This window comes from Lacrimispora struthionigena (genome assembly GCF_048627165.1).
Classification (GTDB): domain Bacteria; phylum Bacillota; class Clostridia; order Lachnospirales; family Lachnospiraceae; genus Lacrimispora.
This window is the reverse complement of the sequence record NZ_JBMBWP010000002.1, coordinates 2,596,496-2,622,639: the sequence shown is the minus strand read 5'-3', so window position 1 is coordinate 2,622,639 and position 26,144 is coordinate 2,596,496. Positions and strand designations below refer to the sequence as shown.

The 26,144-nt window shown below is 40.2% G+C and carries 23 protein-coding genes; 19 read left to right on the top strand and 4 right to left on the bottom strand.

Annotated elements, in window-relative coordinates; genetic code table 11:
• The first annotated feature begins 4 nt into the window (after window positions 1-4).
• From jag to rsmG, 4 genes are all read left to right on the top strand, one after another.
• Window positions 5-670, top strand: coding sequence for an RNA-binding cell elongation regulator Jag/EloR (gene jag / locus ACOAOT_RS21220; protein ID WP_277405339.1), 666 nt, complete (start codon window positions 5-7; stop codon window positions 668-670).
• Between the two features lie 92 nt (window positions 671-762).
• Window positions 763-2,142 carry a tRNA uridine-5-carboxymethylaminomethyl(34) synthesis GTPase MnmE gene (mnmE, locus tag ACOAOT_RS21215; protein ID WP_420218778.1) on the top strand — a complete coding sequence of 460 codons (1,380 nt, stop codon included), beginning with the start codon at window positions 763-765 and terminating at the stop codon, window positions 2,140-2,142.
• A gap of 23 nt (window positions 2,143-2,165) precedes the next feature.
• Entirely contained in the window at window positions 2,166-4,067 is a 1,902-nt protein-coding gene (mnmG, locus tag ACOAOT_RS21210; protein ID WP_420218777.1) for a tRNA uridine-5-carboxymethylaminomethyl(34) synthesis enzyme MnmG, read from the top strand.
• A 10-nt stretch (window positions 4,068-4,077) separates the two neighbouring features.
• Window positions 4,078-4,809, top strand: a complete 732-nt coding sequence (gene rsmG, locus ACOAOT_RS21205) for a 16S rRNA (guanine(527)-N(7))-methyltransferase RsmG (RefSeq protein ID WP_420218776.1) — start codon at window positions 4,078-4,080, stop codon at window positions 4,807-4,809.
• A gap of 68 nt (window positions 4,810-4,877) precedes the next feature.
• On the opposite strand, the gene ACOAOT_RS21200 is transcribed toward rsmG, so the two are convergent.
• Entirely contained in the window at window positions 4,878-5,828 is a 951-nt protein-coding gene (locus ACOAOT_RS21200) for an alpha/beta fold hydrolase (RefSeq protein ID WP_420218775.1), read from the bottom strand.
• 227 nt (window positions 5,829-6,055) lie between these two features.
• On the opposite strand from ACOAOT_RS21200, the gene ACOAOT_RS21195 reads away from it, so the two are divergent.
• The 4 genes from ACOAOT_RS21195 (at window position 6,056) to ACOAOT_RS21180 (ending at window position 8,772) form a co-directional block, all read left to right on the top strand.
• The gene (locus tag ACOAOT_RS21195) at window positions 6,056-6,826 is read left to right on the top strand and encodes a ParA family protein (protein WP_104439532.1); all 771 of its coding nucleotides are present in this window, start codon (window positions 6,056-6,058) and stop codon (window positions 6,824-6,826) included.
• A 2-nt stretch (window positions 6,827-6,828) separates the two neighbouring features.
• A complete protein-coding gene (locus tag ACOAOT_RS21190; protein ID WP_420218774.1) occupies window positions 6,829-7,773 on the top strand; it encodes a ParB/RepB/Spo0J family partition protein in 945 nt (314 codons plus the stop codon).
• Window positions 7,774-7,797: 24 nt separating this feature from the next.
• Window positions 7,798-8,304, top strand: coding sequence for a DUF4446 family protein (locus ACOAOT_RS21185; protein ID WP_104439534.1), 507 nt, complete (start codon window positions 7,798-7,800; stop codon window positions 8,302-8,304).
• 72 nt (window positions 8,305-8,376) lie between these two features.
• Complete coding sequence (locus tag ACOAOT_RS21180) at window positions 8,377-8,772, top strand: pyridoxamine 5'-phosphate oxidase family protein (protein ID WP_420218773.1); 396 nt, start codon at window positions 8,377-8,379, stop codon at window positions 8,770-8,772.
• On the opposite strand, the gene coaW is transcribed toward ACOAOT_RS21180, so the two are convergent.
• Window positions 8,773-9,615, bottom strand: a complete 843-nt coding sequence (coaW, locus tag ACOAOT_RS21175) for a type II pantothenate kinase (protein ID WP_420218772.1) — start codon at window positions 9,613-9,615, stop codon at window positions 8,773-8,775.
• A gap of 448 nt (window positions 9,616-10,063) precedes the next feature.
• Between coaW and adhE the strand changes: the two genes are divergently transcribed.
• Window positions 10,064-12,679: a bifunctional acetaldehyde-CoA/alcohol dehydrogenase gene (gene adhE, locus ACOAOT_RS21170; protein WP_420218771.1), complete on the top strand. Its 2,616-nt coding sequence runs from the start codon at window positions 10,064-10,066 to the stop codon at window positions 12,677-12,679.
• Between the two features lie 109 nt (window positions 12,680-12,788).
• On the opposite strand, the gene ACOAOT_RS21165 is transcribed toward adhE, so the two are convergent.
• The gene (locus tag ACOAOT_RS21165; RefSeq protein WP_420218770.1) at window positions 12,789-13,802 is read right to left on the bottom strand and encodes a LacI family DNA-binding transcriptional regulator; all 1,014 of its coding nucleotides are present in this window, start codon (window positions 13,800-13,802) and stop codon (window positions 12,789-12,791) included.
• 160 nt (window positions 13,803-13,962) lie between these two features.
• Between ACOAOT_RS21165 and ACOAOT_RS21160 the strand changes: the two genes are divergently transcribed.
• From ACOAOT_RS21160 to ACOAOT_RS21130, 7 genes are all read left to right on the top strand, one after another.
• The gene (locus ACOAOT_RS21160; protein WP_420218769.1) at window positions 13,963-15,363 is read left to right on the top strand and encodes an L-fucose/L-arabinose isomerase family protein; all 1,401 of its coding nucleotides are present in this window, start codon (window positions 13,963-13,965) and stop codon (window positions 15,361-15,363) included.
• Between the two features lie 18 nt (window positions 15,364-15,381).
• Window positions 15,382-16,200, top strand: coding sequence for a transketolase (locus tag ACOAOT_RS21155; RefSeq protein ID WP_420218768.1), 819 nt, complete (start codon window positions 15,382-15,384; stop codon window positions 16,198-16,200).
• Window positions 16,197-17,141, top strand: coding sequence for a transketolase family protein (locus ACOAOT_RS21150; protein WP_420218767.1), 945 nt, complete (start codon window positions 16,197-16,199; stop codon window positions 17,139-17,141). The genes ACOAOT_RS21155 and ACOAOT_RS21150 overlap by 4 nt, the downstream gene beginning before the upstream one ends.
• On the top strand, window positions 17,138-18,598 hold the full coding sequence (locus ACOAOT_RS21145) for an FGGY-family carbohydrate kinase (protein WP_420218766.1): 1,461 nt from the start codon (window positions 17,138-17,140) through the stop codon (window positions 18,596-18,598). The genes ACOAOT_RS21150 and ACOAOT_RS21145 overlap by 4 nt, the downstream gene beginning before the upstream one ends.
• A 26-nt stretch (window positions 18,599-18,624) precedes the next feature.
• The gene (locus tag ACOAOT_RS21140; RefSeq protein WP_420218765.1) at window positions 18,625-19,671 is read left to right on the top strand and encodes a LacI family DNA-binding transcriptional regulator; all 1,047 of its coding nucleotides are present in this window, start codon (window positions 18,625-18,627) and stop codon (window positions 19,669-19,671) included.
• 202 nt (window positions 19,672-19,873) lie between these two features.
• Window positions 19,874-21,727, top strand: a complete 1,854-nt coding sequence (locus ACOAOT_RS21135) for a beta-glucoside-specific PTS transporter subunit IIABC (RefSeq protein WP_420218764.1) — start codon at window positions 19,874-19,876, stop codon at window positions 21,725-21,727.
• A gap of 21 nt (window positions 21,728-21,748) precedes the next feature.
• A complete protein-coding gene (locus ACOAOT_RS21130) occupies window positions 21,749-23,026 on the top strand; it encodes a glycoside hydrolase family 140 protein (protein ID WP_420218763.1) in 1,278 nt (425 codons plus the stop codon).
• Between the two features lie 19 nt (window positions 23,027-23,045).
• Here ACOAOT_RS21130 and ACOAOT_RS21125 read toward each other — a convergent pair whose 3' ends face one another.
• Entirely contained in the window at window positions 23,046-23,876 is an 831-nt protein-coding gene (locus ACOAOT_RS21125; RefSeq protein ID WP_420218762.1) for a pentapeptide repeat-containing protein, read from the bottom strand.
• Window positions 23,877-24,100: 224 nt separating this feature from the next.
• On the opposite strand from ACOAOT_RS21125, the gene ACOAOT_RS21120 reads away from it, so the two are divergent.
• From ACOAOT_RS21120 to ACOAOT_RS21110, 3 genes are all read left to right on the top strand, one after another.
• Window positions 24,101-24,661: a PadR family transcriptional regulator gene (locus ACOAOT_RS21120; protein ID WP_420218761.1), complete on the top strand. Its 561-nt coding sequence runs from the start codon at window positions 24,101-24,103 to the stop codon at window positions 24,659-24,661.
• Window positions 24,661-25,137, top strand: coding sequence for a flavodoxin family protein (locus ACOAOT_RS21115; RefSeq protein WP_420218760.1), 477 nt, complete (start codon window positions 24,661-24,663; stop codon window positions 25,135-25,137). Before ACOAOT_RS21120 ends, ACOAOT_RS21115 begins: the two co-directional genes overlap by 1 nt.
• 374 nt (window positions 25,138-25,511) lie before the next feature.
• On the top strand, window positions 25,512-26,144 hold the full coding sequence (locus tag ACOAOT_RS21110) for a DUF3267 domain-containing protein (protein WP_420218759.1): 633 nt from the start codon (window positions 25,512-25,514) through the stop codon (window positions 26,142-26,144).

Below are 26,144 nucleotides of genomic sequence, written 5' to 3'. Positions count from 1 at the left end.
ACCTATGGATATGATTACAGTTTCAGCAAAAACCGTTGATGAGGCGATTACAAAAGCATTAATCCAACTGGAAACAACCAGTGATAAACTGGAGTATGAGATTGTTGATAAAGGTAGTAATGGTATTCTGGGATTTATCGGTTCAAAGCCTGCTGTCATCCGCGCAAGGAAGAAAGAAACCTTGGAGGACATGGCAATGACCTTTCTTTCCGATGTATTTGGTGCAATGAATTTAGGAGTTTCTATGGAAGCCGCATTTGATCAGGGAGAGCGTGAGCTTTCCATCAATATGTCTGGTGATGACATGGGAATCCTGATTGGAAAAAGAGGACAGACTCTGGATTCTTTGCAGTATCTGGTAAGTCTTGTTGTTAATAAAGAAAGCGAAGATTATATTCGCGTGAAACTGGACACGGAAAATTACAGAGAGCGCAGAAAAGAGACTCTGGAAACACTGGCTAAGAATATTGCTTATAAAGTAAAGCGAACCAGAAGACCGGTATCTCTGGAGCCTATGAATCCGTATGAAAGAAGAATTATTCATTCCGCACTTCAGAATGACAAATTTGTTGTTACCAGAAGTGATGGGGAAGAACCATTCAGACATGTGGTAATATCCTTGAAAAAGGAACATGTGAAAAAAGAACGATATCAGGATAGAGATAAATAGTCAAACAACAATGAGGGTTGGGGCTGTCGGAAGGCACCCTCAACCCTTTTCTCACGCCAGTATATTGACTGGTGTAAAACAGGTGATAGAATATGAAGATGAATACAATAGCGGCGATTGCCACAGCGATATCCAGTTCCGGAATTGGAATTGTAAGGATCAGCGGCGAGGAGTCATTTCAGATTATAGACAGAATTTTTAAAGGAAAAGGGAAACGTGTGAAAAAGCTCTCTGAGGAGAAATCACATACGATTCACTACGGATACATTTATGATGGCGAGGAACTGATTGATGAGGTTCTGGTTCTGATCATGAGAGGACCAGGCAGTTATACGGGAGAAGATACCGTTGAGATTGACTGTCATGGAGGAGTTCTGGTTACTAAAAAGATACTGGAGACTGTATTAAAGTACGGGGCCAGACCGGCTGAACCAGGGGAGTTTACCAAACGGGCATTTTTAAGCGGAAGAATTGATTTAACTCAGGCAGAGGCAGTCATTGATGTAATTAATGCAAAAAATCAATATGCTTTAAAGTCTTCCGTCAGTCAGCTGGATGGTGCTGTATCCAAGCGTGTCCGTGCACTACGAGAGACGATTATTTATCATATTGCCTTTATCGAATCGGCACTTGATGATCCGGAGCATATCTCTCTGGATGGTTATCAGGAAACTCTGCTTCAGGGGATTATGCCCATAAAGGAGGAACTGAAGCGGTTGATTCGTTCTTCTGAGAACGGAAGAGTACTTTCTGAAGGCATTGAAACTGTCATTATGGGAAAACCCAATGCTGGTAAATCCTCTCTTCTCAATGTTCTTGTGGGTGAGGATCGGGCAATTGTTACAGATATTGCCGGAACTACCCGTGATACATTAAAGGAACAGATCATGCTGGAAGATTTAAGCCTGAATATGATAGATACAGCTGGTATCCGTGATACGGAAGATGTAGTTGAAAAAATAGGGGTTGAAAAAGCAAGGCAGGCGGCTGAGGGCGCTGATTTAATTATCTATGTGGTGGATGGTTCCTGCCCGCTTGATGAAAATGATGAAGATATATTATCTTTTATTGAAGGCAGGAAAGCAGTGATTGTTTTAAATAAATCAGATTTATCCATGGTTGTTACACCAGATTTATTAAATGAAAGAACCAGTCATAAGGTGATTACAATTTCTGCCAGAAACCGTTCTGGTATAGAGGATCTGGAGCATGAGATTAAGACCATGTTCTACGAGGGTGAAATTGATTTTAATGATCAGGTTTATATCACGAATGTAAGGCAGAAGAATGCACTGGAAGAGGCGTTTAAAAGTCTTTCTATGGTGGAGCAGAGCATACATGACGGGATGGCTGAGGACTTCTATTCCATTGACTTAATGGATGCATATGAGCAGCTTGGAATTATACTGGGAGAATCCATAGAAGATGATCTGGTCAAAGAAATATTCAGTAAATTCTGTATGGGTAAGTAAGGATCAGAAAAGAGGAGATAAAAATGCAGTATTTAGAGGAGTCTTATGACGTAGTAGTAGTCGGCGCTGGTCACGCTGGCTGTGAGGCTGCCCTGGCATGCGCCAGGCTGGGCCTTGAGACAATTATGTTTACTGTCAGTGTAGACAGTATTGCCCTGATGCCTTGTAATCCCAATATTGGTGGAAGCTCAAAAGGCCATCTGGTGAGAGAGCTGGATGCGTTAGGCGGAGAGATGGGAAAAAACATTGATAAGACATTTATTCAGTCAAAGATGCTTAACCAGTCTAAGGGTCCGGCTGTCCATTCATTAAGAGCTCAGGCTGATAAACAGGACTATTCAAGATCTATGAGGAGAATCCTGGAGAATACGGATCATCTGACCATAAGGCAGGCAGAAGTATCTGAAATCATAACAGAAAACGGGATTCTGACTGGAGTTAAAACTTATTCCGGTGCTGTATACCACTGTAAGGCAGCTATATTAGCCACAGGAACCTATTTAAGAGCAAGATGTATTTACGGTGATGTAAGTAATTATACAGGCCCCAATGGGCTGCAGGCAGCCAATCACTTAACTGATTCCTTAAAGGCCAATGGAATCGAAATGAGGCGCTTTAAAACAGGTACTCCTGCCAGAGTGGATAAAAGAAGCATTGACTTTTCTAAAATGGAGGAGCAGCTGGGTGATGAGAGAGTAGTACCGTTTTCCTTTTCAACGGATCCGGAATCCATCCAGAAGGAACAGATATCCTGCTGGCTGACTTATACAAATAGCAACACGCACGAGATTATCAGGAATAATCTGGATCGTTCCCCTTTATATTCCGGTGCAATTGAAGGTACAGGACCAAGATATTGCCCATCCATCGAGGATAAAGTGGTGAAATTCCCGGATAAGGACCGTCACCAGGTTTTTGTGGAACCGGAAGGCCTTTACACCAATGAAATGTATCTGGGAGGAATGTCAAGTTCCCTTCCAGAGGATGTCCAGTATGCTATGTACAGAACGGTTCCTGGGCTGGAAAATGTTAAGATTGTGAGAAATGCATACGCAATTGAATATGACTGTATTAATTCCAGACAGCTGTACGCAACCTTGGAATTTAAAGCAGTCAGTGGTTTATTCAGCGGCGGACAGTTTAACGGAAGTTCAGGTTATGAGGAAGCGGCTGTTCAGGGATTTATGGCGGGAGTAAATGCTGCCATGAAAATTCTTAATAAAGAGCCAGTCATTTTAGATCGCTCACAGGCATATATCGGAGTATTAATTGATGATCTGGTTACCAAGGAGAATCTGGAACCTTACCGTATGATGACATCAAGAGCAGAATACAGGCTTCTTCTTCGTCAGGACAATGCGGACCTGCGTTTAATGGGAATTGGGCATCAGATTGGTTTGATCAGTGATGAAAGATATAAAGAATTATTAAAAAAGGAAGAAGCAATCGAATTAGAAATTAAACGTCTGGAATCAACCAATATGGGAGCATCCAGTAAAGTACAGGAGTTTTTGGAGAAGCATGGGAGCACTCCGCTAAAAACAGGAACAACTTTAGCGGAATTAGTGCGCAGACCAGAACTTGATTATGTTATGTTAACTGATATAGATACCAATCGGCTGCCACTTCCAAATGATGTAATGGAACAGGTAGATATCAATATTAAGTATGAAGGATATATACGCAGACAGAAGCAACAGGTCTCACAATATAAAAAACTGGAAAACAGAAAGCTGCAGGCAGAATTCGATTATGCAGAAGTAAAAGGATTGAGAAGAGAAGCCATCCAGAAGCTGAATTTATATAAACCCTTGTCCATTGGACAGGCATCCAGAATATCAGGTGTTTCTCCAGCAGACATCTCCGTGCTTCTGGTTTACTTAGAACAGATGAAGATTCATAAAAATACAGATCAGAAGGAGTGAGGTAGGAAATATGACAGATGCTTTCTATGAGAAGTTCCAAAGTGAATTGAGTCTATTATCTATTAATTTGGAAAAGAATCAATTGGAGCAATTTTATAAGTATTATGAAATATTAGTTGAATGGAACAAAGTAATGAATCTTACTGCAATTACGGAGATGGAAGAAGTTATATCGAAACACTTTGTTGATAGCTTATCTCTGATAAAGATTTTGAGTGATCTGGGTACTGAGGATTATAGCATAATAGATGTTGGTACAGGTGCTGGTTTTCCTGGAATTCCCTTAAAAATTGCATTTCCACAACTTAAAATTACATTGATGGATTCTTTGAATAAAAGAATAAATTTTCTTAATGAAGTAATTAATAATTTGGGTTTAGAAGAAATTTATGCAATTCATGGAAGAGCGGAAGATTTAGGACGTGATACCAATCATAGAGAACGGTATGATCTTTGTGTTTCCAGAGCAGTAGCAAATTTAAGCACTTTATCAGAATATTGCATGCCATTTGTGAAAGTAGGTGGATATTTTATACCATACAAATCTGGCAAGATAGAAGAGGAGTTAGGAGAAGCAAAACATGCGGTTTTTCTCTTAGGTGGAAAAATAGAAGATACAGAACGATTTTTACTGCCAGGTACTGAGGCAGAGAGATCATTGATTAAAATTAATAAAGTAAACGGTATTTCTAAAAAGTATCCAAGAAAAGCAGGATCACCATCAAAAGAGCCGTTAAAGTAAAATGTTTCACGTGAAACATCCAGTGGAGAATCATATCTCTGTAGGAATGTTTCACGTGAAACATTTTTTTATAGAAAATACATTTGAATTATTTGATACAAACTGTTAGGATTCTCCAATTGTGGAAGATATTTACTCTTCGGCACTAGTGAACTTTCAATAGCTGGATTATACTTTTGGTATTCTGAAATAACTTCACTGATGCGATCCATTTCTTCACCACCAGTAATGTAGATGCTGTTGTTAATTTTTTTCAGTGCATTAGTCACATTACATTTTGTATAATTACACTTAACACTGGCATACAGCGATTTTGGTGATTCTCCTAAATGAGCCGATTCATAATATGCGTCTATGATTGAGCTTTTTACGGAATAGGGGTTGAGGTAGTAATTTTTGCTAAATTCTTCTGTTATAGATTGTTTGCTTACTGATATATGATATAGAAGAGTACCTAATATTGGCAGATCCAAAATGAATTTATATACTTTGGAGTGATTATTGGGTATCTGGCTACACGTCATTAGACTTTCCGGATTAATGAGCATAATCTGGTCAAATAGTTCCGGAGCATTATTACATGCCATAAGAGTCAGCGCTGATGAAGCACCGGTAGCGATTACATTGGTTCGGTGTCCAATTTCTGATTTAATAAAATCGGAAATCATCTGTACATAGAGATAATTAGTATAGGTAAGATCGGGTTTTTCTGAACGACCGCATCCCAGAAGATCTACGGTATATACGGTATACTGTTCTTTCAACAATGAAGTCATGCTGTTCCACTCATAGCCATTCGAGTATGCAGTCAGATCATGGATTAAAAGAAGTGGTTTCCCTGTGCCAGATTTCGTATAATGGATATTACCAAATCTCCATTTGTAACATAGGGACTTTGCATCTGATAAGATATTTTTAGAAGATGCAGAGAGTTTAACAAATTTATTAATAACTGCAGTTGCGGCAGCTGTACTTGCTGAAAGGATGAGCAGAGTCAGTAATTTACTCTTAGTTTTCATTATATACCTCCTGAGTGCGGATAATCTCTTCTTATTATAATATAATCGATATGGACTTACAACGTCAAACATATTAATTTATTCTTAAACTTGGAAGAATGTTTCACGTGAAACATTTTTTGTAATTTCTGTATTTTTTTACTTGAAACCATAGGAAAAAAAAATAAAGTATGTTATACTCTAATTTGAACTGCATTTCCGTACGTTGTAACAGGAGAAAATTAAAAATGGGAAGAATCATTGCGATAGCAAACCAGAAGGGCGGAGTTGGTAAAACAACGACCGCAATAAACCTATCAGCTTGTCTTGCAGAGTCAGGACAACGGGTATTAGCTGTGGATTTTGATCCACAGGGAAACGAAACCAGCGGACTTGGTATGGAAAAGTCAACGATTGAGCGTACTGTTTATGATCTGTTGGTTGGAGAATGTGAAATAGAAGAATGTTTGATACCTAACGTTCAGGAAAATCTGGATTTATTGCCATCAAACGTGGATCTGGCAGGAGCTGAAATTGAACTGCTGGAAATAGAAAATAAGGAGATACTCCTTAAGTCATATCTTGAAAAAGTCAAGAAAAACTATGATTTTATTATTATAGATTGTCCTCCGTCATTGAGTCTACTGACAATTAATGCCTTAACAGCAGCTAATACCGTTCTAGTACCCATCCAGTGTGAATATTATGCATTGGAAGGTCTTAGTCAGGTATTAAAGACAGTAAATTTAGTAAAAAAGAAATTGAATCCTTCCCTTGAAATGGAGGGAGTCGTATTTACCATGTATGATGCAAGAACAAATCTTTCATTGGAAGTTGTTGAAAGTGTAAAAAACAATTTGAATCAAAATATTTATAAAACAATCATACCCAGAAATGTCAGACTGGCAGAGGCTCCCAGCCATGGAATGCCGATCAATTTATATGATTCCAGATCAGCGGGGGCAGAAAGCTACCGGTTACTGGCGGCAGAAGTTATCAGCAGAGGAGAAGAGATCTAGATATGGCAAAGAGAACAGGTTTAGGGAAAGGCCTTGGCGCAATTTTTGGAGATGAAGTAATGGAATCTGCAGCAGAAGAGCAGGAAATGAAGAATCATAAAGAAGCAGAACATCCAACTCAAGTACCGGAAAAAGAGAAAGCTGATTCGGAAACTGGGAAAGAGATGTTTTTAAAAATTTCAATGGTTGAGCCTAACCATAATCAGCCAAGGAAGGAATTTCGGGAAGAAGCATTAGTAGAATTGGCTGAATCCATGAAGGAGTATGGTGTATTACAACCACTTTTAGTGCAAAAAAAAGGCGAATACTATGAAATTATCGCTGGTGAACGTAGATGGCGGGCAGCGAAACTGGCTGGCTTAAAAGAAGTACCGGTAGTAATCCGGGAATATACAAAGCAGCAATCCATGGAAATAGCATTAATTGAAAATGTTCAAAGGGAAGATTTAAATCCCATTGAAGAAGCCAGAGCTTATTCTATCCTGATGCAGGAATTTGGTTTGAAGCAGGAAGAAATAGCAGCACGTGTAGCTAAAAATCGGGTTACCATAACTAATAGCATGCGATTATTAAAGCTGGATGAACGAATTCAGGAGATGCTGATACAGGATCAGATCAGCAGTGGTCACGCAAGAGCATTACTGGCAGTGGAAGATAGAGATTTACAATATCAGCTTGCCGGTAAGATTGTGGCTGAAAACATGAGTGTCCGGGAAGTAGAGAAACTTGTAAAATCCTTGTCAAAAAAGAAAGAACCAAAGGAAGTAAAAGATGAGGATGAAAGTATTTCACTGATATTCCGGGAGTTGGAAGATCGAATGAAAACTGCCATGGGCACCAAAGTCAGCATTAACCGAAAAGATAAAAATAAAGGAAGAGTTGAAATTGAGTACTATTCTGAGGCAGAATTGGAAAGAATAGTAGAGTTATTAGAATCCATAAGATAACATCATGGAAGTGAGGACGAAAGAATGGATAACAGTATATTAAATCAGCTGCCGATTGATCCAGCCTTTTTGATCATTGGACTATCCGCGCTTACACTAATATTACTAATTGTCGTAATTATTTGTATGATACAAATGAAAAAATTGTATCGCAGGTATGATTTTTTTATGAGAGGTAAAGATGCAGAGACACTTGAGGGCATTATCATGGAACAGATGGAAGATATTGCCCAGTTAAAATCAGAGGATCGTGCGAATAAAGACTCTCTGAGAAATACCAATAAAAACTATAGAAGTGCATTCCAGAAGTTTGGTCTTGTAAAATATAACGCTTTTAAGGGCATGGGAGGTAATTTAAGCTTTGCTATGTCATTATTGGATTATACAAACAGTGGATTTGTGCTGAACTCAGTTCATAGCAGAGAAGGGTGTTATGTATACATTAAAGAAGTAGAAAGAGGAGAAACAGAAGTACTTCTTGGAAGTGAAGAAAAAGAAGCTCTGGAACGGGCATTGGGATATCATTCATAAAAACACGGTTTTTACCGTGTTTTTTATATATATGTTTTATGAATCATTATAATAAGAAGAGGAGAAATCAATATGGAAGAAGTACTTCAGTATTTAAAGGAATGCAAAACGTTTTATCTGGCTACCTGTGACGGCGATCAGGCAAGAGTACGCCCCTTTGGAGCAGTATGCCAGTTTGAAGGAAGAATTTATATTATTACCAACAATAAAAAACCGGTATATGATCAAATGATGAAAAACCCTAAAATTGAAATCAGCGGAATGAACCACGGGACCTGGATCCGTCTTCAGTGCGAAGCTGTTTTAGATTCCAGAAGAGAAGCGAGAGTAGCAATGATGGAAGAGTATGGATCAGCTTTAAGCAGAATGTATTCGGTTGACGATTACTTAATGGAAGTTTTCTATTTACAAAATGCCAAAGCTGTAATCCAGTCCCTTACCAGTGAAAAGAAAGAATATTCGTTTTAACTAACGGATCTCTGTCATCTCAAAATGATGCTCTTCTGTGAGAGCAGCGCCGATGGCAGTACCGTATTCAGCCTGTTCAGGAATAATAAAGTGAACATCAAACATGGTCTCCAGGGATTGAAAGATCTCCCTGCACTGAGGAAACTTAGAAAGATTCCCTGTCATAACAAAGTCATTAATATTGCTGTTTAATGAAGAAAGAATGGCGGACTTTCCTATTACCTGGAGTACCATATGAATGATACCGATTGCAATATCTTCATCTGATACAAAACCCCTCACTTTTCCGAAGTTTGATGCTGTCGCAGATAATGGCAGCCCTGGAAGAGGAGTTCTTGAAATATCCTGAATCTGTAAGTCGATATTACTCAAAGTTCCTCTGCTGGCCAGATCCATGATATGGGAGATATCCTGGGTTTTTAATAAAAGGCTTGAAAGACCCAGGATGGTTCCTCCGCCGATTCCAATACCTCCGGTATGAACAATGGAATCTCCATTTACCTGTACCAGTGAAGTACCAGTTCCCATACTTACCACGATTAAATCTTTTAATCCGGTAAAATACTGACCACCTAATCCATTGCAGGTAAATTCATTCACCTTAAAAGTTGGAATACCATAAAGGGGCTGCTCTACATATGCACTTCCTACCCCTGTAATCATAATTTTTTCTATTTCATTTAACTGAATGTTGTTATCATAGATAAATTTACCCAGAGCACCAAATAGAGAAGCGATGGGATTATCTGCTTTCACAAATGTGGGTATTTTCAATTTATGATCCTGAAATCCTACAATCTTCGTTGTACTTCCTCCAAGATCAATTCCAATGGTTATTTTCATATATGTCCCCTTAAATCACCTTATCTAATCAACCTGTCCGGACCTTATTATAGCAGGTAGTAAGGCTAACTATACCATATTTATAGGTAAATGCCAAGTTCTTAAATGTGTTCATAGAAGCAGGGCAGAATCATGTAATTTCTTTATTATAATTGAGATAAAAATAAAGAAAAAACAGGGTATAACGGTTTATTGATTATTCTGAATCAATATCAACCCCTATAAACCCTTGTTTTATGAGATTTATAAGGTTCAGGCCTATTCTTATATAAGTAAAAAAATATTTATAAAAATTATATAAAAAATATAGCGATTGATGTATTTTTTTGTGAGTTCTCACATTGACAAAAAAATAACGATAGAATATAATAAGATCATAAAGATCGTTAAAAAAATATCGATCAAGTAACCAATGGGATTGATACTTATAAAATGGAGGAAATTCAAGATGGCAAAAAAAGAAGAACTGGTTAAGGTTCCCCAGATAATTGATAGTGTAGATACCCTGATCGCAAAAATGGAGGCAATGAGAGAAGCTCAGAGAGTATTCGCAACCTTCACTCAGGAGCAGGTTGATAAGATCTTTTATGAAGCAGCCAGTGCTGCAAATAAATTAAGAATCCCTCTTGCAAAGATGGCCGTCGAAGAAACCGGAATGGGCGTTGCAGAGGATAAAGTAATTAAGAACAATTATGCAGCTGAATATATTTATAATTCTTATAAAGATACAAAAACCTGCGGTGTAATTGAAGAAGATAAAGCATTTGGAATAAAGAAAATTGCAGAACCAATCGGACTGGTAGCAGCTGTTATTCCCACTACAAACCCGACTTCAACTGCTATATTTAAAACCTTAATCAGCTTAAAAACCCGAAATGCTATTATCATTTCCCCACACCCAAGAGCAAAGAACTGTACAATAGCAGCAGCTAAAGTAGTTCTTGATGCGGCTGTCAAAGCAGGTGCTCCGGAAGGAATTATTGGATGGATTGATGTACCGTCTCTGGAATTAACCAACGAGGTTATGAGAAGTGCAGATATCATTCTTGCAACAGGCGGACCTGGAATGGTAAAAGCAGCTTATTCCTCCGGCAAGCCGGCTCTGGGCGTTGGTGCAGGTAATACACCGGTTATCATTGATGATACAGCTGATGTAAAGATGGCAGTCAACTCCATCATTCATTCCAAAACATTTGATAACGGTATGATTTGTGCTTCTGAGCAGTCTGTTACTGTTCTTGAAAAGGTTTATGACGCGGTTAAGAAGGAATTTGCAGCAAGAGGCTGCTACTTCTTAAAAGGCGATGAGATTGAGAAAGTACGTAAAACCATTATTATCAATGGTGCGTTAAATGCAAAGATTGTTGGTCAGAAAGCTCATACCATTGCAAAGCTTGCAGGTGTTGAAGTTCCGGAATCAACTAAGATCTTAATTGGTGAAGTGGAAAGCGTACATCTTGAGGAAGAATTTGCACATGAAAAGCTGTCTCCAGTTCTGGCTATGTATAAGGCTAAAACCTTCGATGAGGCAATTGAAAAGGCAGAACAGCTGGTTGCAGACGGTGGTTATGGCCATACAGCTTCTCTGTATGTGAATGTGAATGAAACTGAAAAGATGGCAAAACATGCAGCTGCAATGAAAACCTGTCGTATTCTGGTTAATACACCATCTTCTCATGGCGGTATCGGTGATATCTATAACTTTAAGTTACAGCCATCTCTGACACTGGGCTGCGGTTCCTGGGGAGGAAACTCTGTTTCTGAAAATGTAGGTGTGAAGCATCTGCTGAATATTAAAACCGTTGCTGAGAGGAGAGAGAACATGCTGTGGTTCAGAAATCCGGAGAAAGTTTATTTCAAAAAAGGCTGTATGCCAGTTGCACTTAGTGAGTTAAAAGATGTTTATAACAAAAAGAGAGCATTTGTAGTAACAGACTCTTTCCTTTATATGAATGGTTATACCAAGGCAATTACTGACAAACTCAATGAAATGGGAATCGTTTATACTGTATTCTCAGATGTTCAGCCTGACCCGACTCTTGCAAACGCTGAGGCCGGTGCTGCAGCTATGAAGGCATTCCAGCCAGATACAATCATTGCTCTGGGCGGCGGTTCCGCTATGGATGCTGCGAAGATCATGTGGGTTATGTATGAGCATCCGGAAGTAGATTTCCAGGATATGGCAATGCGCTTTATGGATATCCGTAAGAGAGTTTACACATTCCCGAAGATGGGCGAGAAAGCTTATTTTGTAGCAATCCCAACTTCTTCCGGTACTGGTTCTGAAGTAACTTCTTTCGCTGTTATTACAGATCAGAACACTGGAGTAAAATATCCGCTTGCAGATTACCAGTTAATGCCCAATATGTCTATCGTTGATGCAGACAACATGATGAGCCAGCCTAAGGGGCTGACCAGTGCTTCTGGTATTGATGTTCTGACTCACGGACTGGAAGCATACGCTTCAGTCATGGCTTCTGACTATACGGACGGTCTTGCACTGAAGTCTATGAAAAATGTATTTGAATACCTTCCAACCGCTTATAACGATGGAACAAATGTTGAAGCAAGATGCAAGATGGCTGACGCTTCCTGTATGGCTGGTATGGCATTTAACAATGCATTCTTAGGAGTTTGTCACTCTATGGCTCATAAATTAGGAGCTTACCACCATATTCCTCACGGTGTGGCAAATGCACTGTTAATCACTCTGGTTATGGAGTTTAATGCTTCTGAAGTTCCGACTAAGATGGGAACATTCCCCCAGTATCAGTATCCCCATACACTGGCCAGATATGCAGAATGCGCACGCTTCTGTGGAGTGGAAGGCAAGGATGATGCGGAAGTATTTAAAAAATTCCTTGTTAAGGTTGAGGAATTAAAGAAAGCAGTAGGCATTAAGGCAACTATTAAAGATTACGGCGTAGATGAGAAGTATTTCTTAGATACACTTGATGAGATGGTTGAAAATGCATTTGATGATCAGTGTACCGGTGCAAACCCAAGATATCCGCTGTTCAGTGAAATTAAGGAAATGTATTTAAAGGCTTACTACGGTAAATAAATAGAAACCGGGAAAAGATCATAACAGGATCTTTTGACAGGACAATCAATAAAAGAGAATGGATTTGGAGTTATTTCAAATCTGTTCTCTTTTTTTTTGCAACAATATATTAAGTAGATTTTCTTAGAACCAGAGTGGTACTGATTTCAATTTTCACAGGGTATGATGATTTTGTTTTAATAAGTTCTGCCATACGCTTTGCCGCCATCATTCCCATATACTGTTTGGGAACATGGATAGTTGTAAGGGGTGGGTCCAGGAACGTACATAAAGGCATATTATCAAAACCAGTTACGGCCACATCCTGTGGAATCCGGTAACCATATTCCTTCAGTGCTTTAATGGCTCCGGCTGCAATGAGATCATTGTCTGCAAAATAACAGTCTGCCGGGGTTTCTCCCTGCTTTAAAATAGCCGCCATGTCAGCATAGGAACCATCCATGGACGGAGATAGTTTGTGAACTTTTGAATTGGAAACAGACATTCCGTTCTTTCTGACTGCCTGGTAGAAGCCGTCAGATCTTTGCTCGAAATTCTTGATGGGATAGGAGGACTTTAAATATCCAGGCTGCTTTTTCCTTTTTCTGATCAGATAATTTGTTGCAAAAAATGCGCCCTGCACATTGTCTATTATGACACAGTCAGTGCTCCGGTTTTCAAAGCAGGTATCTACTACCACAACGGGTACGGGAAGACTTAAAAACGGTTTAAAGTCTTCTTCCCCCATCTCTGTTCCTAGTAGCAAAATTCCCCTGCAGCCTAACCGCATCATTTCGGAAACCTTGGCTGGAATATCATCTTCTTCATAAAGATATGAAATGTTCAGATAATAACAGGCCTCTTTGCAGCCGGCATCAATTCCTTCTGATAACTGGGAAAAGAAGGGGGTATCTGAAACAACAACGCCATTTTTTCGATATATGATAAATTGTATCATGCCCTGAGGGCTGGTGCTCAGAGAGGTCTCTTTTATCTTTGAAAAATCAAAACCATGTTCTTTTGCAGCCTCTATGACCTTCTTTCTTGTCTGAGTGCTGACTCCTGGTTTATGGTTAAGTGCCATGGAGACAGCAGCCTCTGACAGATTAAGCAGTTTAGCAAGTTCCTTTGCTGTTATGGACATCGAAATGGGCTCCTTTCTTACTGACAGACTACTTAATTATCAAGGTAACAGATTAAGTGAATTAAGTCAACAAAATACTATATTTCACTTAACTATTAATTGTAATTAAGTTGGCTCCAGTAAATAATATGGGTAGCAGTTAAGAAAAGGAGACATGTGTATGACAAATGTAGTATTGGGATTTGCACCAACGAGAAGGAGCATTTTTTCTGCACCGGATGCAGTTAAGTATGCAGATTTGACCAGAAAAAAGCTGGAGGAAATGGGAGTTACTTTCGTAGATATTACAGATATCTCAGAGGATGGTTTGCTGCACAGTGAAAATGACAGAATAAGAATTGCAGAGAAATTCAAGGCAGAAAAAATTGATGGTCTGTTTATTCCCCACGGTAACTTTGGAACAGAGTATGAGGTAGCAAGACTTTGCAGGGAATGCGGTGTACCAGTACTGCTTTGGGGACCGAGAGATGAACGGCCGGATGAAAACGGAATCCGTCTCAGAGACAGTCAGTGCGGGCTTTTTGCAACAGGAAAGGTTTTGCGAAGATTTAAAATTCCATTTACTTATTTATGCAATTGCCGTCTGGAAGATGAGGCATTTTACAGAGGGGTCACTAATTTCCTGGCTGTATGTAATGTGGTAAAGGCATTTAAAAATACCCGGATCCTTCAGATTGGACCAAGGCCCTTTGATTTCTGGTCCACTATGTGTAATGAAGGGGAACTTCTTGAGAATTTTAATATTCAGCTGGCACCTATCCCCATGCCTGAACTGACAAGAGAAATGAAACGGGTAAGAGAAGATGAGGATAAAATTCAGAAGATTATAAGTTACTGTAAGGAAAATTTTGAGGTGAACATAAAGGATGAGGATCTTAAGACGGTGGCAGCGCTAAAAGCGGCTATGAAAGCTCTGGCAGACCGTTATGGGTGCAATGCAATTGCCCTGCAGTGCTGGAATGAACTACAGGAAGAAATCGGAATTATGCCCTGTGCAGCAAACAGTCTGTTAAACGAAGAGGGACTTCCTGTTGTATGCGAGACTGATATTCATGGTGCTATTACAGCAATCATGTGTGAGGCTGCAGGACTTGGGGAAGCAAGGACATTTTTTGCTGACTGGACGGTCCGGCACCCTGATAATGAAAATGGAGAACTTCTGCAGCACTGCGGTCCATGGCCTCTATCCTGCGCATCCTGTAAACCGTCAATTGGATATCCTCTTGCTTTCAGCCATCCGGGAGCCGTAGAAGCACAGGCAAAGCTGGGAGAGATGACCCTTTGCCGGTTTGATGGTGATAACGGAGAGTACAGTCTGCTTCTTGGCAATGCGAAAGGCATCGAGGGGCCTTATACCAAGGGAACTTACGTATGGGTGGAGGTTAAAAATTTAAAGAGGCTGGAAGCTAAAATTGTGGAAGGACCTTATATCCATCACTGCGTAGGGATTCATAAAAACGTGGTACCGGTTCTTTATGAGGCATGTAAGTATATTGGTATTTCACCGGATCTGTATGATAACAATGATGAAGAAGTAAAAGCGTGGATACGGGGAGAATAAGAAAGGATGTGAACGGACATGGACAGACTCACCAGGAAGGCTTATGAGCTTCGAAGAGATATAATTGAGGAAGTATACCGGTCGAAAGCCGGACATATTGGCGGGGATTTAAGTGTGATTGATATCTTAACCGTGCTTTATTTTGAAGTAATGAATGTGAATCCTGAAAGCTGGAAGTCTGAGGACAGAGACCGCTTTTTGCTTAGTAAGGGACACTGTACTGATGCACTTTATATAACTCTGGGAGAGCGGGGTTTTTTTGATAAGCAGAAAGCCATAGACACATTCAGCAGCTTTGGTTCTGTTTTTATTGGACATCCTAATACAGATGTGCCTGGAATTGAGATGAATTCCGGATCATTAGGGCATGGACTTTCGTTGGGAGTAGGAATGGCACTGGCAGCCAGAATGGATGGACGGTCATACAGAACCTATGTTGTTCTGGGAGATGGTGAAATGGCTGAGGGATCAAATTACGAAGCTATGATGGCAGCCGGACATTATGGTTTGGACCAGTTGTGCGCAACCGTCGATTTAAATGGTCTTCAAATCAGCGGGACTACTGGGGAGACGATGAAAAGTGATGATCTGGGTGAAAAATTCAAGGCGTTTGGCTGGTATGTAATAGAAGTAGAAGATGGAAATAATTGTGAGCAGCTTCTTGCCGCTTACCAGGAAGCTGAGGCTAAAAAAGGTCAGCCTTCCGTCATTCTTGCCCATACTACAAAAGGAAAAGGGGTGTCATTTATGGAAAACCAGAAGAAATGGCATCATGGTGTCATGACAGAGGAGCAATACAGGAAGGCAGTTGAAGAAATAGAGGGGGTGTTGGCATGAGTCAGATAACCAACCGTCAGGTGATTTGTGATACTCTTTTGGATGCAGCAAAGAAAGACCAGGATATCGTGGTAGTATGTTCTGATTCCAGAGGTTCCGCTTCCCTGGCACCGTTTGCAGAACAGTACCCCAAACAGTTTGTTGAAGTAGGAATTGCGGAGCAGAATCTGGTATCTGTATCTGCGGGTTTAGCTTCCTGCAATAAAAAGGTTTTCGCAGCATCACCAGCAAGCTTTTTGTCTACCAGAAGCTACGAACAGGTAAAGGTTGATGTGGCTTACTCAAAGACCAATGTAACCTTAATCGGAATCAGCGGAGGTGTCAGCTACGGAGCACTGGGTATGACCCATCATTCCTGTCAGGATATAGCCGCCATGGCAAGTCTGCCTGATATGCGGGTTTATCTGCCTTGCGACCGTTTTCAGACAAGAAAGCTGATTGAGGCACTTCTTGAGGATGAAAAACCTGCTTACGTAAGAGTCAGCCGTTCTGCCACTGAGGATGTATATGAAGAGAATATGGATTTTAAACTGAATCGCGCCAATGTGATTAAGGAGGGAGCAGATGCCGTCATTATTTCCTGCGGAGAATTGGTTCCTTATGCTGTGAAAGCAGCAAAGGAGCTGGAACGTGAGGGGTATGGTGTTGGAGTCATTGATATGTATTGCTTAAAGCCAATGGATGAGAAAGCTGTGATTGATGCGGCAGAGAAGGCTGATTTAATTGTGACAGCAGAGGAGCATTCTCCTTACGGGGGGCTTGGGAGCATGGTGGCACAGATTGTATCTGCCAGCTGTCCCAAAAAGGTAGTGAACCTGGCGCTACCTGACGGACATATTATTGCAGGTACAAATCATGAAATATTTCAATATTATGGACTGGACGATCAGGGAATAAAAAGGGCTGTTATAGCCGGATTGAGTCAGGGGCTGGTAAAATGAGTTGTGTAATCGCTATCGATCAGAGTACACAGGGTACAAAAGCAGTACTATTCGATGATAAGGGAAAATTAATTGGCAGGGCAGACCGAAAGCATAACCAGATCGTCAATGAAAAGGGTTGGATCTCTCACGATTTAAAAGAAATTTATGAAAATACAATTTTATCTGTAAGGGAAGTACTGGATTGTTCCGACATAGGAAAAGAGAGCGTGGCAGCGGTAGGAATCAGTAATCAGAGAGAATCAACTGCCATATGGAGCCGGAGCGGGGAACCACTTGCCAATTCCGTTGTCTGGCAGTGTAACCGGGCAGCACGGGTCGCTGACCGTTTTAAGAACTGCAGCAGTGATATTTATGAGAAGACTGGGCTTCCGCTATCACCCTATTTTCCGGCGGCTAAAATGACATGGCTTTTAGAAAATATCTCGCCAAAGGAATCTTATTGTCTTGGAACAATGGACAGTTATCTGGTTTACAGGCTTACAAAGGGATGTGGTTTTTTTACAGATTACTCCAATGCATCCAGAACCCAGTTATTTAATCTCCATACCTTAAAATGGGATGAAGATCTGTGCCAGATGTTTGGGATACCCATAAAGGAACTGCCTGAAGTCTGTTCCAGTGATGCCTGTTTTGGTTATACTGATTTTGAGGGGTATCTTGATGTGCCGGTACCTATATACGGAGTAATGGGAGATTCCCATGCGGCCCTGTTTGGGCAGGGATGCCATATGCCGGGACAGGCAAAGGCAACCTATGGAACGGGATCCTCCATTATGATGAATGCCGGGGATTCATTTGTAAAAAGCAGTACAGGTCTTGCCACATCTCTTGCATGGGGATTGGGAGGTCGTGTAGAATATGTTTTAGAGGGGAATATTAATTACGCAGGAGCAGTTATTTCCTGGCTGAAAAATGAGATGGGGCTTATCTGCTCAGAGGAAGAAGCGGAAGAACTGGTTTATCATGCAAATCAAAAGGATACAGCTGTATTAATTCCGGCATTTTCGGGACTTTCTGCGCCTTACTGGATGGAACATGCCAGAGCCATGATTTTAGGTATGAGCCGGACTACAGGAAAAGCAGAGCTGGTAAAAGCGGCAGTTGAGAGCATTGCCTTCCAGGTAGCTGACATACTGACTGCCATGGAAAAGGACAGTAATAAAATGCTAAAGGAGTTGTGTGCAGATGGCGGGCCTGCTAAAAACCGCTATTTAATGCAGTTTCAGTCTGATATATCAGATATCCGTATGCGGGTATCAAAACAGGAAGAGCTTTCTGCCATTGGGGCAGCATACATGGCAGGAATCGCGGCAGGGATATATGACAGAAGTAAAATATTTACCAATATAGATTATGAAATTTATAACAGTCACATGGACAAGGATAGCAGAAATGAGAGAAAAAACCGCTGGAAGGAGGGGATTAATCTGGTCTGCTTAAATGCCGGTGGCTAAAAGACCATAAAAGAAAGGATACGGCTATGCGGCTGAAAGCAAAGGATGTTGCGGCGGCGCTGGGGATTTCACCGGCGACCGTCTCTCTGGCATTAAATAATAAGCCCGGGGTTAAACCCTCAACAAGAAAGCGGATTCAGAATTATATTCTGATGGAAGAAGAGAAAAATAACAGCAGGTTAAGGGCAGAGTATACCGAAAGTAAGGGAACTGTGCTGATGCTTAACTATATTAAGCATGGGATTATTTTAAAGCAGAGGGAAAATAAACGGAACCCTCTGCTTTTTGATGATTTTGAGTACATCTGTAATAAAGCGGGATACCGGTTTGATTACCAGGAGTTTTATGAAAAGACAGGAAGTCTGGAGAAATTGCTGGATAAATGCAGGAACGGAAATATAAAGGGAATCTACATGATGGCAGCGGAAATGAATTACAGTGATATTTATCCTTTTGGCCAGCTTAAAATTCCTGTAGTGGTGGGAGACAATCTGTTTTATGAACAGGGGATGGACAGCTTTCTGATTGATAATAAAGAAGGAATCTGCAGAGCGGTAGATTATCTGGTTGATAAAGGGCACAGCTATATAACCTATCTTGCAGAAAAGGTTGATATCTTTAATTTTACAGAGCGTAGAGAAGCGTTTGTAGAGGAAATGGAGAAACGTCACTGTGGAGACGGAAGCAGCCGCATTATCCGCTTGGGAAACCAGATTGATGAGGTATATGATGCTATGAACCGGTATCTGGATGGAGGTCTCAGAAAAACAACCGCTTTTGTTCTGGAAAGCTCTGTGGTATCCCTGGGAGTGAGCAAAGCTCTTTTGGAACGAAATATACGTGTGCCGAGAGAAATTTCCTTAATTGGGTTTGATGCACTTCCGAATCTTAGTATACCTGGAATAAATCTTACACTAATAAAGGGAACCCATACAATGAGGCATAAAGCAGCCATGAGTCATCTGATCAGGCATATGGAAAATGAAGAAGGGGAGATGGTCCGGGTTTATTACAAAACCAGACTGCTGGAGGGAGAAAGTGTTTTTGATAAAAACAAGTACATTTACAAGTAATAGTTTTTAAATTAAATTTAAATATTTATCATAAATGCATAAAAAACATGGAAAATCGTGGGGGTTTTCTAGGGTGTTTTGATTGATACGGAGAAATGTCCGAGGGGGATTGATTGAGAAAAAAACGGGTGTTAGTATGAGTTTACAAAACGTAATACAAAGAAGGTATTAAAGGTATGACTCAATCTCAGGAGGGATAATCATGGCTAAGAAAAATTACGATGAGCTGGCAAAACAGATTGTGGCCAGCGTAGGGGGAGCGGGTAATGTTAATTCCCTGATACACTGTGCAACCAGACTGCGCTTCCAGATTAAAGATCCGGCTAAAGTTGATAAAAAAAGGCTGAGCCAGACGGAAAAAGTTATAACGGTGGTGGAAGCTGGTGGTCAGCTTCAGGTAGTGATCGGAAATGCAGTAGGAGATGTGTATGATACAATATTAGCAACGTCATCCATTAAGGCCGGGGATATGGATACGGACGATAAAAAGAGTAGTGATAAAAATATTATTAACATGTTCATGAGTACAGTTTCCGGTATCTTTGCGCCAATACTGGGAGCGATGTCAGGAGCCGGTTTATTAAAGGGACTCCTGATTCTGTTTACAACAATGGGCTGGCTGTCAACGGATATGGGAACCTACCGTATTTTATTTGCTGCGGCAGACGGGGTATTTACATTTCTTCCGGTTTTCCTTGCCTATACATCAGCCAAAAGATTTAAGGCAGATCCGTTTGTGTCAGTGGCAATCGCTTCGGCACTGATGTATCCGAACATAACTGCAGCGTTTGCAGCAAAAGAGTCTTTGACATTTTTAAATATTCCGGTGGTTCTTGTAAGCTATACTTCATCTGTAATTCCAATTATTCTTTCCGTTTATGTACTTTCTAAGCTGGAAAGAGGACTTAGGAGTATTCTTCCGGATATAGTTAAGAATATTTTTACACCTCTATTATCGCTCGTCATTATGGTCCCTTCTACTTTCCTGGTAATTGGTCCGGTTTCTGATTTTGCGGGAAAAATGCTGGCAGGAGGTTATACAGCTCTTGTTTCTGTCAATCCGATTATTGCAGGCTTTATTCTGGGACTTGTATGGCCGGCTGCGGTTATGTTTGGACTTCACTGGGGATTTATTCCCATTGTTATCAATAACATTTCACAGTATGGAAGAGATACTCTGTTTACTATAACTGGGCCGAACAATTTTGCTCAGGCGGGAGCTGCGCTCGGAGTGTTTTTAAAGACTAAGAATAAAAAAGTAAAAGATATTGCCGGACCTGCAGCACTTTCAGCAGTACTTGCCGGTATTACAGAACCAGCCATTTATGGAGTAACATTAAAATACAAAAAGCCGTTCTTTATCGGAGCATTTTTCTCTGGTATTGCAGGAGCAATCACTGCAGCAGTTGGTGCAGGAGCTCCTACCGTTTTAGGGACCAGCCTTCTTACCTTAACTGGTTATATCGGAGTGGGATTTGCAGGATTCTGTGTGGCATGCGCGATTGCCTATTTTGGATCTGCCATATGTACGTATCTGTTTGGATTTAGTGATGATATGCTCCTTGAAGAAACAACAACAGAGACTTCTGCCGATGTGGTTAAACAGGAAGAAGAATTAGCAGCGCCTGTAAACGGAACCATCCTGTCATTATCTGAAGTAAAGGACCCTGTATTTGCAGGAGGAGGATTAGGAAAAGGCAGTGCAATTTTACCGGATGACGGCACATTTTATGCACCTTGTGATGGAACAGTTGAAACTGCATATCATCACGCAGTGGGGATCATGACGGATCAGGGGGCTGAGGTTTTTATTCATGTTGGTTTAGACACGGTGAAACTGGAAGGTAAATTTTTTGAGCTTTTGGTAAAAACTGGAGACAGGATTAAGAAAGGTGATCTTCTTATAAAGGCCGACTTAAACAGTATCAGGCAGGAAGGTTATGATGTAACTACCATGGTTTTGGTAACAAACAGCAATGATTATGCAGATATTTTAACTACAGAGGAAAAAAAGGCTGTGGCAGGAAAATGTATGATTCGTTGTATTCCCAGGTAATAAAAGATTTGGAGGTTTTCCATGAGCAGACTTAAGATACATGAAAACAAGAGGGGGTTTACACTGGAGGGGCGGAATTTCTTTTATCTGGCAGATACGGTTTGGAGCGCATTTACCTCAATTACATTGGAGGAGTGGGAAGAGTATCTGGAAAGACGCTGGGTTCAGGGATTCAATGTGCTGCAGATCAATACAATGCCGCAATGGGACAGATGTATGTCCGATGTGGGGGTATATCCATTTTACACTGAGGATGGTCAGAAATTTGATTTTACGAAGTGGGATGAAGCGTATTATGAAAGAGCACGGCAGATGTGCCGCATGGCTGTTAATAAAGGATTTCAGCTGGCTCTGGTTGTATTGTGGCTTAATTATGTTCCGGGAACCTGGGGAAGCAGAGTGGTAGATTTAAATGTAATGCCGGAGGAGTTTGTCAGTACTTATACGGAAAAAATAGTGGAAGTATTTGATGAGTTTGATCCCATCTATGTTGTCAGCGGAGATACGGATTTTGATACGGCGGAGGCGGTTTCTTATTATGAAGCAGCGCTTAAAACGGTATGTGAGAAATCTCCCCAATCATTAAAAACCATGCATATTAAGAGAGGATATGATTATATACCGGAACAGTTTTTAAACCGCCTGGATTTTTATATGTACCAGTCAGGGCATTTTGCAGAGGGACAGGATATGGCGTATCTCCTTGCTGAAAAATTCTACAGGGATTATCCGGTAAAACCGATTGTAAACGCGGAACCCTGCTATGAGCAGATGGGATACAGCCGGAAGATGTACGGACGTTTTCAGCCATATGACTTACGTAAGGCAGCGTGGAGCGGAATTTTGTCTGGCGCATGTGCCGGGGTTACGTATGGAGCCCATGGAATCTGGAACTGGAAAAAAACAGGAAAGAAAGCCAATCCTGTACTGGGTGAAGGGTTTGATGAGGCGTTCCCTGCCTGGGAGGCAATTCATTTTCCCGGTGCCTGGGATTACGGGTTTATTGCTAACTTTTTAGAAGTCAATGGTATTGAAGAGTTGATCCCTGCGCAGGAGCTCTTACTTGAGAAATCAGAGCAGATTCGGATGGCTGTAACCAATGATGAGCGGTATCTTATCTATGTACCTTATACGACAAAGCTTGTAATTGAAAAGGAACTGAAAGGATATTACGGCAAAGTGGTGGATCTGGCCACTGGAAGAACCGCCAGAGTCAGGCTGACTCCTGAGGTTGGAGAAACTTCTGTGTCCATGCATGATTTTAAAGGTGACGGGTTAATTGTACTTGAAAGATATTAAAATACAATATTTAACGTTGTTAGTTCCAGGTTGCCGGACGGCTTAGATTGTCCGGCAACCTGGTGTTTTTATTTCCAATTGCAGAGTTGATCTGCATCTGTGTTAAAAATATACACTCACTTAAATCCGTATCTTTAACGTTGGCATCACGGATGTCAGCACCTAAAAAATTGGTTTTCTTCAAACTGCACCCTGTAAAATCGGATGCAATCATCAGTGACATACTGAAATCTTTTCCGTCCAGATTTGCTTTTTTAAAATTTTTGCCCAGATACATCATGTCAGAATGCCTGCTTGTTGATGTACTGATTGAATTTTGGGTGCTTATTTGTTTTAAAACGGTATTTACTTTTAAGCGGTATGCTGAAAGGTCTGTCTTTGAACAATTTTCTGGAAGCATTTCTGCTATCTGTTCATTTTCCAGTATCAGTTCATCTATGGTTGATTTTAATTTATTATCAGATGTTAACTGAAATGCTTCCACCAAATACCATAGCATCTGATGAAGCTGAAATACAATCATAAATGTTTCGAATATCATGTCTGCCTGTTTGGGATTTGTTTTCCAAGTGCCATTTTTCAGACAGAGTTGAGTGGCTCTTTGTCCAGCGCCGAAACAGTCATAAGCGATACAACCTTTGTAATTCTTTTCGCTTAGTTTGGAATGTATGTTACACCCATAATCAGAGTCGAGATATGTACATGGTATTCCAGCCTCTTTGTTTTCAGGAAATCCATCTGTCTTTGTGCAATATAAAGAAACACAGCATAAACCGCTGCAATTTATGCAATTTATTTTTAGTTTTAACGCGTAATCAGCGTATTTGTTTTCTGTTTTTTCATTTGTCATTTTTTCGCCGCCTTAAAAAATCTTTTTGTATCTGCGCTTTTAATTTAATGTCTTTTGGTGGATATTATATCATAGGTAACGTTCTATTACCATTCTCTTCATGCCATAAATAGAAAAATGAGCATTGATAAGGACATTCAGCTTTATATTTTGTTGAAATTTTCACTTGATTTATATATCAATATGATATATCATTATGTTATATAAACGCAGGAGGAATACAAATGAAGGAGAACACTGGAAAGTCAAAATATGTAATACTGGGAATGCTTGCCCGTATGCCGCTGACCGGTTACAACATTAAAAAATGGCTTGAAAATGAATACAGTCATTTTTGGCAGGAAAGCTATGGACAGATATATCCCACTTTAAAGATATTAGTTGCCCAGGGATTAGCTGTCTGCTCCGACAAGGGAGAGCATGGTAACGGACGGGGACAAATCGTATACAGCATTACCGAAGCGGGCAGAAAAGAACTTTCGGAATGGCTGCGGGAGAAACCGGAGATTGAAAAGCTCCGATATGAAATACTACTTAAGATCTCTTTTGGAGAGAATACTGAATCGGAAGTATTAATCGGACATCTGGATGATTTTATCAGGAGAAATGAAGAACTGGTAAAAGAAATGAAGGACTGTATGGAGAATCTTAGCCAGTTAACGTGTGAGGGGATTGATTTTACTTATAGCCACCTGACTGCGCTGTGTGGTGTACATGTTTATTCTGCAATGAAGGATTGGGCTGTAGAAGCAAAGAAAATTATAATTGAGAAAGGGGAATCATAATGAAGAGTGCTTTAGTTGTATATTTTTCATTTGAAGGCAATACAAAATTGATAGCGGAAAAAATTGGAGAGACATTAAATGCGGATGTTGTTGAGTTAAAGACTAGTAAGAAGTATCCGACAGAGGGGATTGGAAAGTATTTTTGGGGTGGAAAAAGTGTTGTTTTTGGAGATAAGCCCACGTTAACAAACGAAAGCATTGATCTGAGTTGTTATGAAACAATTATCATTGGAACTCCGGTTTGGGCGGGATCATTTGCTCCACCTATCAGAAGTTTTGTTAACGATTATAAGATTGTTAATAAAAAGATTGCAATATTTGCAAGCCATGGCGGGGGAGGCGCAGCAAAGTGTTTTGCAAAGCTAAAGGAGGCATTGCCGGAGAATAAATTTTTAGGTGAGATTGCATTTGTGGAACCTAAGAAAAATCCCGAAAGCATTGACAGCGCGGCAAAATGGGCTGCAACGCTGTCGTAAGTCAATTGTTAAATTGTAATTGTCAGTCCAGCACCTACTTCATGGATGGGGAGGCGGCTGTTTATTTCGGCTTTAACCTTAAAAGAGACGCAATGGCAAGGGTATAATTCCTTAATGTTATTATCGAGAAAATACTGAATTGTCTGCTCAAGCCTTGTGCCTGTTTGAAAAAGATGAAATCCTCCAATTACTCCTAAGACAGTTTCAGTTTTACAAACGATTTTAGCGTATTCAACTAAAACGGTTAATTTTATAAAAACTCCTTTGATTGAAATTATATACGTTAAAAAATCCGGGAATATCACTGTTTAATATTGTCGCAAAGCGATATATAATATATAAGAACTATTATGCAATAATTGAGGTGACAAACTATGAAATTTATTAAAAAAATACCACCGGAGAATGAAGACACAACCAGAAAACTGAAAGAGCAAGGCTGGTTTCGTTTAAAAGAACCAAGGTCTGTATCGGGAGCAATTTTATGGTCTATGCCTATCAGTTTGATCCTGATGTTATCCGCAGCAGTATGGTGTTATTTTTTATACCCGCCATTTAAGAATCTGCTTTCCGGACAGCAGGGGTTTTCCCTGGAAATTACCATTGGCATAGAGTTTTTATATTATCTCTTAGGAATGATTTTATACCTTCTCATTCATGAGTTGATTCATGCGGCATATATACCAGGAATAAGAAATTCAGATAAGACTTATTGGGGATTTAATGGACTGTTTGGTTTTGTATTTACGGAAGAAATCCTTACCAGAAAAAGAATGGTGGTCATATCACTTATGCCGCTTTTTATTCTCTCATTTGCAGTACCGTTTCTTTTCGCTGTTTTCGGTCGATTAAGTGCTTATCTCATTTTTTTAAGTGTATTTAATGCTGGAGGCGCGTGTGTTGATGTGTTAAATGTAATATTAATTCTTTCACAGGTTCCGAAAGATGGAATTCTTATTGCAAATGGATATGCAACTTTTTACAGAAACCCAGGAAGGAAAGCCTGA

What these genes read in the sequence shown, in the direction of transcription:
- ACOAOT_RS21185 (WP_104439534.1), top strand. Translation starts at nt 7,798, where the DNA reads ATGGATAACAGTATATTAAATCAGCTGCCGATTGATCCAGCCTTTTTG.
- rsmG (WP_420218776.1), top strand. Translation starts at nt 4,078, where the DNA reads ATGACAGATGCTTTCTATGAGAAGTTCCAAAGTGAATTGAGTCTATTA.
- adhE (WP_420218771.1), top strand. Translation starts at nt 10,064, where the DNA reads ATGGCAAAAAAAGAAGAACTGGTTAAGGTTCCCCAGATAATTGATAGT.
- ACOAOT_RS21125 (WP_420218762.1), bottom strand. Translation starts at nt 23,876, where the DNA reads ATGACAAATGAAAAAACAGAAAACAAATACGCTGATTACGCGTTAAAA.
- ACOAOT_RS21115 (WP_420218760.1), top strand. Translation starts at nt 24,661, where the DNA reads ATGAAGAGTGCTTTAGTTGTATATTTTTCATTTGAAGGCAATACAAAA.
- mnmG (WP_420218777.1), top strand. Translation starts at nt 2,166, where the DNA reads ATGCAGTATTTAGAGGAGTCTTATGACGTAGTAGTAGTCGGCGCTGGT.
- ACOAOT_RS21135 (WP_420218764.1), top strand. Translation starts at nt 19,874, where the DNA reads ATGGCTAAGAAAAATTACGATGAGCTGGCAAAACAGATTGTGGCCAGC.
- ACOAOT_RS21165 (WP_420218770.1), bottom strand. Translation starts at nt 13,802, where the DNA reads ATGTCCATAACAGCAAAGGAACTTGCTAAACTGCTTAATCTGTCAGAG.
- jag (WP_277405339.1), top strand. Translation starts at nt 5, where the DNA reads ATGGATATGATTACAGTTTCAGCAAAAACCGTTGATGAGGCGATTACA.
- mnmE (WP_420218778.1), top strand. Translation starts at nt 763, where the DNA reads ATGAAGATGAATACAATAGCGGCGATTGCCACAGCGATATCCAGTTCC.
- ACOAOT_RS21195 (WP_104439532.1), top strand. Translation starts at nt 6,056, where the DNA reads ATGGGAAGAATCATTGCGATAGCAAACCAGAAGGGCGGAGTTGGTAAA.
- ACOAOT_RS21145 (WP_420218766.1), top strand. Translation starts at nt 17,138, where the DNA reads ATGAGTTGTGTAATCGCTATCGATCAGAGTACACAGGGTACAAAAGCA.
- ACOAOT_RS21190 (WP_420218774.1), top strand. Translation starts at nt 6,829, where the DNA reads ATGGCAAAGAGAACAGGTTTAGGGAAAGGCCTTGGCGCAATTTTTGGA.
- ACOAOT_RS21200 (WP_420218775.1), bottom strand. Translation starts at nt 5,828, where the DNA reads ATGAAAACTAAGAGTAAATTACTGACTCTGCTCATCCTTTCAGCAAGT.
- coaW (WP_420218772.1), bottom strand. Translation starts at nt 9,615, where the DNA reads ATGAAAATAACCATTGGAATTGATCTTGGAGGAAGTACAACGAAGATT.
- ACOAOT_RS21140 (WP_420218765.1), top strand. Translation starts at nt 18,625, where the DNA reads ATGCGGCTGAAAGCAAAGGATGTTGCGGCGGCGCTGGGGATTTCACCG.
- ACOAOT_RS21155 (WP_420218768.1), top strand. Translation starts at nt 15,382, where the DNA reads ATGGACAGACTCACCAGGAAGGCTTATGAGCTTCGAAGAGATATAATT.
- ACOAOT_RS21160 (WP_420218769.1), top strand. Translation starts at nt 13,963, where the DNA reads ATGACAAATGTAGTATTGGGATTTGCACCAACGAGAAGGAGCATTTTT.
- ACOAOT_RS21180 (WP_420218773.1), top strand. Translation starts at nt 8,377, where the DNA reads ATGGAAGAAGTACTTCAGTATTTAAAGGAATGCAAAACGTTTTATCTG.
- ACOAOT_RS21150 (WP_420218767.1), top strand. Translation starts at nt 16,197, where the DNA reads ATGAGTCAGATAACCAACCGTCAGGTGATTTGTGATACTCTTTTGGAT.
- ACOAOT_RS21130 (WP_420218763.1), top strand. Translation starts at nt 21,749, where the DNA reads ATGAGCAGACTTAAGATACATGAAAACAAGAGGGGGTTTACACTGGAG.
- ACOAOT_RS21120 (WP_420218761.1), top strand. Translation starts at nt 24,101, where the DNA reads ATGAAGGAGAACACTGGAAAGTCAAAATATGTAATACTGGGAATGCTT.
- ACOAOT_RS21110 (WP_420218759.1), top strand. Translation starts at nt 25,512, where the DNA reads ATGAAATTTATTAAAAAAATACCACCGGAGAATGAAGACACAACCAGA.